The following is a 12,261-nucleotide window of genomic DNA, read 5'->3' on the forward strand; positions in this document are numbered from 1 at the left end:
AACCGCCCTGCCCGGAACCACCCACGCCGGAACCGCTGCCCTGCCCGGAACCGCCCTGCCCGGAACCACCCACGCCGGAACCGCTGCCCTGCCCGGAACCGCCCGCCCCGGAGCCGCCGTGCCCCGTGCCGCCCTGCCCGGAGCCGTCGGGGCCACCCCGTGGGGTCTGCGCCGGGGGCCAGGCCGGACGCTCCCGCAGCAGTGCGGCGCCACGCTCGCCTCCCTGGACCGGGCGCGGCGGGAACGTGAGGAGTCGCAGGCTGCGATCGGGCATCAAAAGAGCGTCTTCCCCTAGGTGACTACGGCAGTCCGACGTGAGCTTCCACCCCGTGAACGCACCGCACGACGACCGCGTTCCCGAGGCTGCTCTTTCGTGATCCGTGCGAACGCTACCTTCCGGCCGGGCACCCGTCCCGAGGGGCCCTTCCGGAGTGCCGGTATCGTTGCTGGCGGTCGGCCGCTTCGTAGACTTCCCCGTATACCGGGGCGCGAAGCATTCGTACGACTGTACAAACCGGCCGTACACGGATCGCAACCCGAGAAAGGGCCCCATCGTGGCCGCCACCTCCGCCGGCCCGGCAGTCAAGCGCCTCGTCGTGCTGGTCTCCGGCTCCGGCACCAATCTCCAGGCGCTGCTGGACGAGATCGCCGCCCTCGGTGCCGAGGCGTACGGCGCCCGGGTCGTGGCCGTCGGCGCCGACCGTAGCGGTGTCGAGGGGCTGGCCCGTGCCGAGCGCGCCGGGATCCCCACCTTCGTGTGCAGGGTGAAGGACCACGGCTCCCGGGAGGAGTGGGACGGCGCCCTCACCGCGGCCGTGGCCGGGCACGAGCCCGACCTCGTCGTCTCCGCCGGCTTCATGAAGATCGTGGGCAAGGAGTTCCTGGCCCGCTTCGGCGGACGCCTCGTCAACACCCACCCCGCCCTGCTCCCCAGTTTTCCGGGCGCCCACGGCGTCCGTGACGCGCTCGCGTACGGGGCCAAGGTCACCGGCTGCACCGTCCACTTCGTCGACGACGGCGTCGACACCGGCCCGATCATCGCCCAGGGCGTGGTGGAGGTCCGGGACGAGGACGACGAGAGCGCGCTGCACGAGCGCATCAAGGAAGTCGAGCGAAGGCTGCTCGTCGAGGTCGTGGGGCGGCTCGCCCGCAACGGCTATCGCATCGAGGGACGAAAGGTAGTTATCCAGTGACCGCCGAGAGCAACAAGCGGGCCATCCGTCGCGCGCTCGTCAGCGTCTATGACAAGACCGGCCTGGAGGAGCTGGCCCGCGGGCTGCACGAGGCCGGTGTGGAGCTGGTCTCCACCGGGTCCACGGCCGGCCGGATCGCCGCCGCCGGCGTCCCCGTCACCAAGGTCGAGGAGCTGACCGGCTTCCCCGAGTGCCTGGACGGCCGGGTCAAGACCCTGCACCCCAGGGTGCACGCGGGCATCCTCGCCGACCTGCGCCTGGACAGCCACCGCGAGCAGCTCGCCGAGCTGGGCGTGGAGCCGTTCGACCTGGTCGTGGTCAACCTCTACCCGTTCCAGGAGACCGTCGCCTCCGGCGCCTCGCCCGACGAGTGCGTCGAGCAGATCGACATCGGCGGCCCCTCGATGGTCCGCGCCGCCGCCAAGAACCACCCCTCCGTGGCCGTGGTCACCAGCCCGGAGCGGTACGCCGACGTCCTCGCGGCGGTGAAGGACGGCGGCTTCGACCTCGCCGCCCGCAAGCGCCTGGCCGCCGAGGCGTTCCGGCACACCGCGGAGTACGACATCGCGGTCGCCTCCTGGTTCGCCTCCGCCTACGCGCCCGCGGACGACTCGGCCTTCCCCGAGTTCATCGGCACCACCCTGGAGCGCGCGCACACCCTGCGCTACGGCGAGAACCCGCACCAGCCCGCCGCCCTCTACACCTCCGGCGAGGGCGGGCTCGCGGCGGCCGAGCAGCTGCACGGCAAGGAGATGTCGTACAACAACTACACGGACACGGACGCCGCCCGCCGTGCCGCGTACGACCATGACGAGCCCTGCGTGGCGATCATCAAGCACGCCAACCCCTGCGGCATCGCGATCGGCTCGGACGTCGCCGAGGCGCACCGCAAGGCGCACGCCTGCGACCCGCTGTCCGCGTTCGGCGGTGTGATCGCCGTGAACCGCCCCGTCAGCAAGGAGATGGCGGAGCAGGTCGCCGAGATCTTCACCGAGGTCATCGTCGCCCCGGACTACGAGGAGGGCGCGCTGGAGGCCCTCACCAAGAAGAAGAACATCCGCGTGCTGCGCTGCCCCGGCGCCCCGGCCCACCCGGTCGACGTCAAGCCGATCGACGGCGGCGCGCTGCTCCAGGTCGCCGACCGGCTCCAGGCCGAGGGCGACGCCCCGGCCGGCTGGACGCTCGCCAGTGGTGAGGCGCTCTCCCCGGAGGAGCTGCGGGAGCTGGCCTTCGCCTGGAAGGCGTGCCGCGCTGTGAAGTCCAACGCGATCCTGCTCGCCAAGGACGGCGCCTCGGTCGGCGTCGGCATGGGCCAGGTCAACCGCGTCGACTCCTGCAAGCTGGCCGTCGAGCGGGCCGGCGAGGAGCGGGCCCGGGGCTCCTACGCGGCCTCCGACGCCTTCTTCCCCTTCCCGGACGGCCCGGAGATCCTCATCGCCGCCGGTGTCCGGGCGATCGTCCAGCCGGGCGGCTCGATCCGGGACGAGCAGGTCGTGGAGGCCGCGAAGAAGGCGGGCGTGACGATGTACTTCACCGGCACGCGCCACTTCTTCCACTGAGCCGCCGACCGCGCTGAGCCGCCGACGGCGCTGAGCCGCCGACCGCGCTGAGCGCCCACCGCTCTGAGCGGTCCGGTCCCGCCCGTCCTCCGACGGGCGGGACCACGCGTGTCCGGACGGCACCCCTCCCGGACACGCGGCGGCACCGGCAAGTGCGCAAGTGCGCAAGTGCGCAAGGGCGGAGGTGCGGAGGGGCGGAGGGGATGTGTCTCCACCGGCTTGTGTCTCCACCGGCTTCGCCAGACGCAACGGGCCGCGTTCCGTCCGGGCGGACGGAACGCGGCCCTGGCGCGCGAGGGGCCCTGGCGGGTCAGTACCGCGGGCGGTTGAACCAGGCCGAGCCGTTGGAACCGCCGACGAAGCAGGCGATCAGAATGGCGAGCACCGTGTGGATCAGGCCGACGATCACGAACGGGTAGATGCCGAGGACCGCCGTGATGATGCCGTACACCAGGACCGTGATGCGGACGCCGTTGCCGCCGGTGTTGAACTTGAGCGCCAGGACGACCGTGAACACCGCCCAGGCCACCGCGAACAGGGTGATGCCCCACAGCAGGCCCGAGGAGTAGTCCGCGAGCTGCTGGAACGCGGCGTCGTCCTTGACGGCGTTGTCGTTCTTGGCGGCGCTCACGCTGGCGGCGCTGAACGCGAAGAGCGCGATGCCGAGGACCTGCAGTCCGGCGATCACCCACATCATCACGCGTGCCGCGCTGACGTTGCCGGGCATGGTCTGGGGCGCGCTCATGCCGTACGCGCCCACGGGCGGCGCCTGGGGGTAGCCGTAACCGGGCTGCTGGCCCTGCGGGTAGCCGTACTGGGCGGCCGGCGGCTGCTGCTGCGGCGGTGCGCCGTAGGGATTGTTCGGGTCGCCAAAGCTCATGGCGGTCTTCCTCCGTTGCGTTGCTCAAGTGCGGGGACGACACGCGGCACGGTTCGGAGGAGAGTTCTACAGATGCGGTCCGTCCCCCCGGCACTGCCCGCGGCACTGTGTGCTCATCGTTCTTTAACGGGCTCTTACTTGTCCAGCCGGATACGTCAGGTGTTGTGCAAGTGCAACATCACTGATCATGTCGTGACACCCGGATTGGAACCGGGGCCGGGTCATCCGCGAGGATGGGACCATGACCGCCCAGATTCTCGATGGCAAGGCCACCGCAGCAGCGATCAAGTCCGATCTGACCGCCCGCGTGGCGGCGCTGAAGGAGAAGGGCGTCACGCCCGGCCTCGGCACGATCCTGGTCGGGGACGACCCCGGCAGCCAGAAGTACGTCGCAGGCAAGCACCGCGACTGCGCCCAGGTGGGCATCGCCTCCATCCAGCGCGAGCTGCCGGCCACGGCCACGCAGGAGGAGATCGAGGCGGTCGTCCGCGAGCTGAACGAGGACCCGGCCTGCACCGGCTACATCGTCCAGCTGCCGCTGCCCAAGGGCATCGACGAGAACCGCATCCTGGAGCTGATGGACCCGGACAAGGACGCCGACGGCCTGCACCCGATGAACCTCGGCCGCCTGGTCCTGAACGAGCCGGCCCCGCTGCCCTGCACCCCCAACGGCATCCTCAGCCTGCTGCGGGCGCACGGAGTGGAGATCAAGGGCGCCGAGGTCGTGGTCGTCGGCCGCGGCGTCACCATCGGCCGCCCGATGCCGCTGCTGCTCACCCGCCGCAGCGAGAACGCCACCGTCACCCAGTGCCACACCGGCACGCGTGACCTCTCCGCCCATCTGAGGCGGGCCGACATCGTCATCGCGGCGGCCGGGTCCCCGCACCTGATCGGCGCCGAGGACGTCAAGCCGGGCGCGGCCGTCCTGGACGTCGGCGTCTCCCGCAACGCCGAGGGCCGCATCGTCGGTGACATCCACCCGGACGTCGCCGAGGTGGCCGGCTGGATCTCCCCGAACCCCGGTGGCGTCGGTCCGATGACCCGGGCGCAGCTGCTGGTCAACGTGGTCGAGGCGGCGGAGCGCAGTGCCGGCTGACGACTCCCGCGGGCCCGCGGAACCGACCGTGCGCGACGCCATCAGCGCCCCCGACGCCGACGGGCGCCCGCGCCGCACCACCCGACGCTTCCCGCTGTTCACCAAGGACACCGCGCGGCCCGAGGGCGGCGGCCGGGCCGCGGCCCGCGACGCCCCGGCGCCCGCCCGGCAGTGGCCGATGCTCGCCGTCACCGGTCTGGTGGCGATCGGCCTGCTGGTGACCGCGCTGGACGCGTTCCGTCCGGGGACCCTGCTCATCGGCGTGGCGCTGCTGGGCGGCGCGGTGCTGCGCTGGCTGCTGCCGGACGTCGGCATGCTCGCCGTACGCTCCCGCTTCACGGACATCGTGACCTACGGCGTCCTCGGTCTGGCGATCTCCCTGCTGGCACTGATGATCCAGCCCGACCCGCTGCTGAAGCTGCCGTTCCTCAAGGACATCCTGCACTTCACGCTGGCCAAGTAGCGCTTGCACGACGGCAGACGGCCCGCGCCCCCGGGGGCGCGGGCCGTCTGCCGTGTCGCCCTCCCGGCGCTACGGCCGCCCGACCGCGGCCCGCGTCCGTCCCCGGGCTGAACCACCCCGGCATCGCAGGGCGGTAGCAGGTCGGTAGCCGCAACTTCTGCGGAAGTAGCTCCGGTTGCCTGCGGGTGTCGCCCGTGCGGGTTACCCGCGGCGATGCGACCGAGGACCCCGCGCCCACTCGTCGTCCACGCATCGACACGTCGGTCGCGGCGGCCATGGCCTGGCGGCCGTTCTGCCCGGACCTGCCCGGACCTGCTCGGACCTGCTCGGACCTGCTCGGACGGGAGCCCCGGTCACAGGGATGGCCGGAACTCACCCCCCGTCCCCACGCCCTCGCGGCCCTCGCCGCCCTCCCGGTCGCCCTCGCCGCCCTCCCGGCCGCCCTGCCGGGCGCGGTCGCGGTGCCGGGCGCGGTCGCGGTGCCTGCCGGCGCCGGACCCCCGCCGGCCTCGGCGTGCTGACCTCCCGCGAGGCGGCGGTGCGCCACCCGCTCGTGTGCACCCCGCCCCCGGACCTGGGATCCTTGGTCGGCGCGTCCCTGTGGGTGGCTCGGGGCCGTGCGCGAGATCGACAGCACGACCGGGGGAAGAGGGGGAACCCATGCCTCGTTGGAAAGCCCTGCCGGAGGATCTGGACCCGCAGATCAGGGAGTTCACCGGCCGGCTACGGCAACTGGTGGACGGCAGCGGTCTGAGTGTCGCGGTACTGGCCGACCGGACGGGCTACAGCAAGACGTCCTGGGAGCGGTACCTGGGCGGTGGGCTCCTCGCGCCCAAGGGCGCGGTCATCGCGCTCGCCGAGGCGACCGGTACCCACCCCGGCCATCTGACCACCCTGTGGGAGCTGGCCGAACGTGCCTGGAGCCGGGCGGAGATGCGGCACGACACCACCATGGACGCGCTGCGCGTCTCGCAGGCGCGAGCCGCGCTCGGCGAGGCCGGGGCGTCCCCGGAGAAGGGCACCAGGACGGCCGCCCGGCGCGCCGGCGGGTCCGCCGCCGTGCCGGGGATCGCGGGCCCCGCCGGTGTCTCGCCGACGATCCCCGCCCAGTCGGCGGACCCGGAGACCGGTGCCCGGGACAGTGCCGAAGGCCCGGAGGGCGCCGGGGCGTCGCTGCCCGTCAAGAACTCCTGGGGGCTGGCCGGTTACCGCGGCCCGTCGCAGGCGGGGGGCCGGCCCCCGGCCGGCCCGCTCACCGGCCGGGCCGGCACCCCGCCGGGCCCCGCCTCCACCCCGTCCGGCACGGCGGTCCCGCCCGGCCCGCGCACCGGATCCGTCCCGCCGGGCACGCCGACCCCGCCCGGCACGGCCGGTGGCCCCGGCGCGGCTGGTGCTCGCGCCACGACTGCCGCCCCCGGCGCCCCCCGCACGGCCGGCGTCCCGGGCACCCCCGGCACCCCCGGCACGATCGGCGTCCCAGGCGCCCCCGGCACGGTCGGCGTCCCCGGCCCCTACGGCGCACAGTCCGAGGCCCCGCGACCGGCGTCGGCCGCCGGGTGGTCCGTGCGCCGGCAGCAGGTCACGATGTTCTTCGCGGGCCTGTTCGGCGTGCTCGCCCTCATCGCCGGCGTCTTCTTCTTCACCCACCACGGCGGCGACGGCCACGGGACCCGGGGCGCGGCCACCTCACCCTCCCCGTCGGCCCGCCCCCGCACGAGCCCCCCGCCCGGGGTCAAGTGCGCCGGCTCCGCCTGCACCGGCAAGGACGCCGAGGCCATGGGGTGCAGCGGCGACCTGGTGACCACCGCCAAGACCGCCACCGTCGGCACCACCACCCTGGAGGTCCGCTACAGCAGAGCCTGCGGCACGGCCTGGGGCCGGATCACCGGCGGCGCACCGGGGGACACCGTGCGGGTCACCGTCGGCAAGGAGCGGCAGACGGGTGACATCACCGCCGTCGGGGACACGATCGGGTACACCCCGATGGTCGCCGTAGGGGGCCCGGCGCAGGCCAGGGCCTGCGCCACTCTCGCCTCTGGCCGCACCGGATGCACCGAGTGACGGCCGCGGGCAGGGAGAGCGGAGAGCGCGGAGGGGGAAATTCCGCAACGCCCGCATAGCCGGCCGGTTCCTGGGCACGCGAACGCCACCCCCACGGGATTCCGGGACACCGGTACCCCGGCGGCGGCCGTCCCGTCTCTGTCCCTCCTCTCCCCGGACGACGGACGGCCGCCGATTCGTGTTGCCGAGCCGGTGCCGAGTTCCTGGTGCCGGGCCGGTACGTCACCCCCTGACCCCTTGTGGGCTGAGCCACATGGCCCCGGACGTCTCGCATGCCGGATGCGCGATAGCCTGACCGCTGGATCTCTCTTGATGCCAAGAGATCGATCATCCGCCCGGGGCAGGGACGCCCCACCGCCAGCTGTCATACGGAGAACGCCATGACCCGCACTCCCGTGAACGTCACCGTCACCGGCGCGGCCGGCCAGATCGGTTACGCCCTGCTCTTCCGCATCGCCTCCGGCCAGCTGCTCGGCGCGGACGTGCCGGTCAAGCTGCGCCTGCTGGAGATCACCCCCGCGCTCAAGGCCGCCGAGGGCACGGCCATGGAGCTGGACGACTGCGCCTTCCCGCTGCTGCAGGGCATCGACATCACGGACGACCCGAACGTCGCCTTCGACGGCGCCAACGTCGCCCTGCTGGTGGGCGCCCGCCCGCGCACCAAGGGCATGGAGCGCGGTGACCTGCTGGAGGCCAACGGCGGCATCTTCAAGCCGCAGGGCAAGGCCATCAACGACCACGCCGCGGACGACATCAAGGTGCTCGTCGTCGGCAACCCGGCGAACACCAACGCGCTCATCGCGCAGGCCGCCGCGCCGGACGTCCCGGCCGAGCGCTTCACCGCGATGACCCGCCTGGACCACAACCGCGCCCTGACCCAGCTGGCGAAGAAGACGGGCTCCACGGTCGCCGACATCAAGCGCCTGACCATCTGGGGCAACCACTCCGCCACCCAGTACCCCGACATCTTCCACGCCACGGTCGCCGGCAAGAACGCCGCCGAGGTCGTGAACGACGAGAAGTGGCTGGCCGAGGACTTCATCCCGACCGTCGCCAAGCGCGGTGCCGCGATCATCGAGGCCCGTGGTGCCTCGTCGGCCGCCTCCGCCGCCAACGCCGCCATCGACCACGTCCACACCTGGGTCAACGGCACCGCCGAGGGCGACTGGACCTCCATGGGCATCCCGTCGGACGGCTCCTACGGCGTCCCGGAGGGCCTGATCTCCTCCTTCCCGGTCACCTGCAAGGACGGCAAGTACGAGATCGTCCAGGGCCTGGAGATCAACGACTTCTCCCGCGCCCGCATCGACGCCTCCGTGCAGGAGCTGGCGGAGGAGCGCGACGCGGTCCGCGGCCTCGGCCTCATCTGACCTGACGTGGTCGCCCCCGGCGCCGGTGCGCTATAGTTGATCACGCACCGGCCGCCGGAAACCCGGCACCAGGTGATGCGTTGGTGGTCCAAGGAAAGACGCCCCGCTTCCTGCGGGGAGATGCAGGTGCAAGGCCTGCCCGGCGCTCCACGCACGAGGTCCCCTCCCGCAGCAGCGGGAGGGGACCTCGTCGTATCCGGCGTGTCCGGCCGGGTCACACCCCCGGCCTGAGCGCCTCGATCCCGGCCCGGTCCGTGTCGTCCGCCCGCCCGTTCAGCCGGTGGACCACCACCCAGCGGCCGTCGTCCATCGCCCCGGCGAACACGGACGCGTCCCCGGTCGCGCCGTTGTGCCAGCGCAGCGGCCCGGACGACTGCCAGCTCACCGAGGGCTCGCCCAGCCGCCGTTCCACCAGCAGCCGTACGACGAGATCGGCGACGGCGCGCGGTGTGGCCCACAGGCCGCCGGCCGGGAGGATCGCCCCGTCCATCGTCCACGGCCTGCGCCGTACGCCCGGCAGCAGGCCCGGTGCCGTCAGCCGCTGCCCGGGGGCGGGGCGGGCGGTCACCTCGGTGACGCCCGACGGCCGCAGGACGTGGTCGTCCAGAAGTTCCTCGTAGGCGGCGCCGCCCGCGGCGGCCAGGGCCGCGCCGAGGACGGCGTACCCCAGGTTGGAGTACTCCTCGTCGCCCGGCGGGCGTACCGCGACCGTGTCCAGTCCGCGCACGAGCCGCAGCAGCTCCGCACGGTCGAAGTCCGCGTACGGATCCCGGCGTCCGAGGCGCGGCGGCAGCCGGGGCAGTCCCGAGGTGTGCCGGGCCAGGTTCAGCAGGGTGACGCCCGTGCCGGGCGGCGCCGGGAGCCACCGTTCGACGGGGTCGTCGAGCCCGACCACGCCCGCCCGCGCCATCCGGGAGAGCAGTGTGCCGGTCAGCGCCTTCGTGAGGGACCCGATCTGGACGTACCGGTCCACCGCGTGCCCGCCGGTCACCCGGGGCGGGCCCGCGTCGGTCAGTACACAGGTCGGGATGCGGCGCACGGCGGTCCTCTCGGTCGGGATCCGCATTCTGTGCCGGCGGCCGTGACCCACCGTCGGGTTCAGGCCACCGGTTCCTCGGCCGGCGCCGGGGTCCCCGACGCCGCCAGGGCGGACCGGCCGGAGCCGCGGTAACCCGCCATGACCACGGCCGTCGCCACCAGCACCGTCACTCCCACCACCCGCAGCGCCGGCCCCATGGCGTGGGCGAAGTCGGCGTGGCCGGCCAGGGCGGTGCCCGCGACGGCGACGCCGAGGGCCGCGCCGATCTCGCGCGCCGAGGTGCCGAGGCCGGAGCCGAGGCCCGCCTGGTGCGGGGGCAGGGAGACCGCGACGCCCAGGGTGAGCGCCGGCAGGGCGAGGCCGGCGCCCGCCGAGATGACCAGCAGCCAGCAGGCGTACAGCGCGTACGGCGTGTGGGCGTCCGCCAGGGACGCGGCCAGCAGACCCAGACCGATCAGCGCGAGCCCGGTGCCGACGACCGGACGCGCCGGCCAGCGGGCCGCGAACTTCGGGACCAGGGCCATGCCGACGATCAGCGGCGCGATCGCGACCCCGGTCACCGCCGGAGTGAAGCCCTTGACCTGCTGGAGGTACTGGGAGTTGACGAAGAACAGCGCGAACAGGCCGAAGAAGCCGGTCGCCAGGCCCAGCGTGGTCGCGCGCAGCTCACCGGAGCGGAAGACACGCGGGTCGAACAGCGGGGCACCCGAGCGCAGGGCGTGGGCGGTGAACGCCGCCACCAGCAGGGCGCCGGTGCCGAACGCGGTCACGATGCGGACCGAGGTCCAGCCGTACCCGGGGCCCTCGATGATGCCGAACAGCACCGCCGCCAGGCCCGCGGTGAGCAGCAGGGCGCCGACCGCGTCCGGGCGGGCCGGCGCGAAGCGGGCCGTGCGCGGGGTGGTCACGGCCACCGCGGCGGCGAGGACGGCGGCCAGCGGCACCATAGCGGCGAACAGCGCCCGCCAGGACAGGAACTGACCGGCCAGGCCGCCGCCCAGATTGCCGGCCAGGCCGCCCAGGCCCATGGCCAGCGTCCAGGAGGCCAGCGCCTGGGCGCGGCGCTCGGGTCCGGCCAGCTGGATCAGGATCGACATCGTCGCGGGGGTGATCAGCGCGGCCCCGGCGCCGGACAGGCCCCGGCCCGCGATCAGCAGCGCCGGGTCCGGGGCGAGCGCGCTGGTCGCGGCGCCGGCGGCGAACAGGGCCAGGCCCGTGAGCAGGGCGCCCTTGCGGCCGTACCGGTCGCCGAGCGCGCCGGCCGGGATCAGCAGGCCCGCGAAGACGATGACGTAGGCGTCGACCGTCCACAGGATCTCGGTGTGCGAGGGGTGCAGGCCGGACGAGCCGAGCTGCGGTATCAGCAGGTTGACGGCGGCCACCATGCTCTGCGCGACCAGCACGCAGGCGCACAGCGTGAGCAGGGTGGGGCGTTTCAGGGCGTGCGGGGGCACGGCTCCTCCCGGGGAGCTGGTGGGTGGTGTGGGGTGCGCCTTCACCGTAGGCTCGGCAGCGACCTGCCTTCCAGTGCAACCTTTGCAAGGGATACCTGCACATGACGCAATCCGCCGGCCTGGACCTGAATCTGCTGGTCGCACTGGACGTGCTGCTGGAGGAGCAGAGCGTGCAGGGCGCGGCCCGCCGTCTGCACCTGTCCGAGCCGGCCATGAGTCGCGCTCTCGGCCGTGTCCGCAAGGCGCTCGGCGATCCCGTGCTGGTCCGGGCCGGCCGGCGGATGGTGCCGACACCGCACGCGCTGGCCGTCCGCGCCGAGGTGAGCGCCGTGGTGGAGCGCGCCCGGGCGCTGTTCGCGCCGGGCCGGGACGCCGACCTGCGCACGGTGAGCCGGACCTTCACGATCCTCGGCCACGACGCGATGGCCGCCACCCACGGGCCGCCCCTGTTCGCCCGCGCCGCCCGCGAGGCGCCCGGCATCCGCCTGCGCTTCCTGAGCGAGAGCCACGTGGACGCCCCGTTCCTGCGCCAGGGCACGGCCGACCTGGAGGTCGGGGTGATCGACTCGGTCGCGCCCGAGGTGCATGTGGAGACGGTCTACGAGGACCGCATACTGGGCGTCGTACGGGCCGGCCATCCGCTGCTCGAAGGGGAGCTGACGCCCGAGCGGTTCGCCGGGGCGGCGGGGCACCTCATCGTCTCCCGGCGCGGCAGGCAGCGCGGGCCGATCGACGACGCCCTCGCCGAGTTGGGCCTGGAGCGCCAGGTGGTGGGCAGTGTCGGCACCTACCCGGCCTCCCTGTTCGTGTTGCGCGAGTCCGGGCTGATCGGGCTGATCAGCCAGTGGGGGCGGCCACTGGCCGACGCGCTCGGCCTGGTCACCTTCGAGATCCCGCTCCGCCTGCCCACCGTGGGCGTGGGTTTCGCCTGGCATCCGCGGCACGACGCCGACCCGGCACACGCCTGGCTGCGCGGCTGTGTACGGGAACTCATGGTCTCGGGACCACCGGACCGGTAGCCAAGATCGGAGTGTTGCCCGCTTTCGTCCGTTTTGCGGTGCCTTTTCAGTGACCCCGCGCACTTTCGGCCATGGATTCCGCATGCGTCGCCGAGCCCTGGGCAGGTGGCGACGGTCCCCGAGCGTG

Annotated in this window: 11 protein-coding genes and 1 pseudogene; 9 read left to right on the forward strand and 3 right to left on the reverse strand. The window is 73.6% G+C overall.

The genetic code is table 11. The features are described from left to right. From AB0B40_RS28715 to purH, 3 genes and pseudogenes are all read left to right on the forward strand, one after another. Nucleotides 1-295 (forward strand): annotated as a pseudogene (locus tag AB0B40_RS28715) (hypothetical protein); the annotation flags it as partial. A gap of 259 nt (nucleotides 296-554) precedes the next feature. Beyond that, nucleotides 555-1,193: a phosphoribosylglycinamide formyltransferase gene (purN, locus tag AB0B40_RS28720; protein WP_345047281.1), complete on the forward strand. Its 639-nt coding sequence runs from the start codon at nucleotides 555-557 to the stop codon at nucleotides 1,191-1,193. Further along, nucleotides 1,190-2,752, forward strand: a complete 1,563-nt coding sequence (gene purH, locus AB0B40_RS28725; RefSeq protein ID WP_345047282.1) for a bifunctional phosphoribosylaminoimidazolecarboxamide formyltransferase/IMP cyclohydrolase — start codon at nucleotides 1,190-1,192, stop codon at nucleotides 2,750-2,752. The genes purN and purH overlap by 4 nt, the downstream gene beginning before the upstream one ends. Before the next feature lie 310 nt (nucleotides 2,753-3,062). On the opposite strand, the gene AB0B40_RS28730 is transcribed toward purH, so the two are convergent. Continuing rightward, nucleotides 3,063-3,632, reverse strand: coding sequence for a hypothetical protein (locus tag AB0B40_RS28730; protein ID WP_362266328.1), 570 nt, complete (start codon nucleotides 3,630-3,632; stop codon nucleotides 3,063-3,065). Between the two features lie 241 nt (nucleotides 3,633-3,873). On the opposite strand from AB0B40_RS28730, the gene AB0B40_RS28735 reads away from it, so the two are divergent. From AB0B40_RS28735 to AB0B40_RS28755, 5 genes are all read left to right on the forward strand, one after another. Beyond that, the gene (locus tag AB0B40_RS28735) at nucleotides 3,874-4,728 is read left to right on the forward strand and encodes a bifunctional methylenetetrahydrofolate dehydrogenase/methenyltetrahydrofolate cyclohydrolase (protein ID WP_345047286.1); all 855 of its coding nucleotides are present in this window, start codon (nucleotides 3,874-3,876) and stop codon (nucleotides 4,726-4,728) included. After that, complete coding sequence (locus AB0B40_RS28740; RefSeq protein WP_345047287.1) at nucleotides 4,718-5,191, forward strand: DUF3017 domain-containing protein; 474 nt, start codon at nucleotides 4,718-4,720, stop codon at nucleotides 5,189-5,191. Before AB0B40_RS28735 ends, AB0B40_RS28740 begins: the two co-directional genes overlap by 11 nt. Nucleotides 5,192-5,385: 194 nt before the next feature. After that, nucleotides 5,386-5,712, forward strand: coding sequence for a hypothetical protein (locus AB0B40_RS28745; protein ID WP_345047289.1), 327 nt, complete (start codon nucleotides 5,386-5,388; stop codon nucleotides 5,710-5,712). Nucleotides 5,713-5,851: 139 nt separating this feature from the next. Further along, nucleotides 5,852-7,252: a DUF2690 domain-containing protein gene (locus tag AB0B40_RS28750; RefSeq protein ID WP_362266330.1), complete on the forward strand. Its 1,401-nt coding sequence runs from the start codon at nucleotides 5,852-5,854 to the stop codon at nucleotides 7,250-7,252. A 380-nt stretch (nucleotides 7,253-7,632) separates the two neighbouring features. Beyond that, entirely contained in the window at nucleotides 7,633-8,622 is a 990-nt protein-coding gene (locus tag AB0B40_RS28755) for a malate dehydrogenase (RefSeq protein ID WP_345053668.1), read from the forward strand. A gap of 214 nt (nucleotides 8,623-8,836) precedes the next feature. On the opposite strand, the gene AB0B40_RS28760 is transcribed toward AB0B40_RS28755, so the two are convergent. Continuing rightward, nucleotides 8,837-9,661, reverse strand: a complete 825-nt coding sequence (locus AB0B40_RS28760) for a serine hydrolase domain-containing protein (protein ID WP_345053670.1) — start codon at nucleotides 9,659-9,661, stop codon at nucleotides 8,837-8,839. 59 nt (nucleotides 9,662-9,720) lie between these two features. Beyond that, the gene (locus AB0B40_RS28765) at nucleotides 9,721-11,115 is read right to left on the reverse strand and encodes an MFS transporter (RefSeq protein WP_345053673.1); all 1,395 of its coding nucleotides are present in this window, start codon (nucleotides 11,113-11,115) and stop codon (nucleotides 9,721-9,723) included. A gap of 101 nt (nucleotides 11,116-11,216) precedes the next feature. Here AB0B40_RS28765 and AB0B40_RS28770 point away from each other — a divergent pair, with 101 nt between their 5' ends. Next, nucleotides 11,217-12,134, forward strand: a complete 918-nt coding sequence (locus tag AB0B40_RS28770) for a LysR family transcriptional regulator (RefSeq protein WP_345053675.1) — start codon at nucleotides 11,217-11,219, stop codon at nucleotides 12,132-12,134. The last annotated feature ends 127 nt before the right edge of the window (nucleotides 12,135-12,261 follow it).

The sequence above is a fragment of the Streptomyces sp. NPDC042638 genome, assembly GCF_040647235.1.
GTDB classification, from domain to species: Bacteria; Actinomycetota; Actinomycetes; order Streptomycetales; family Streptomycetaceae; genus Streptomyces; species Streptomyces rameus.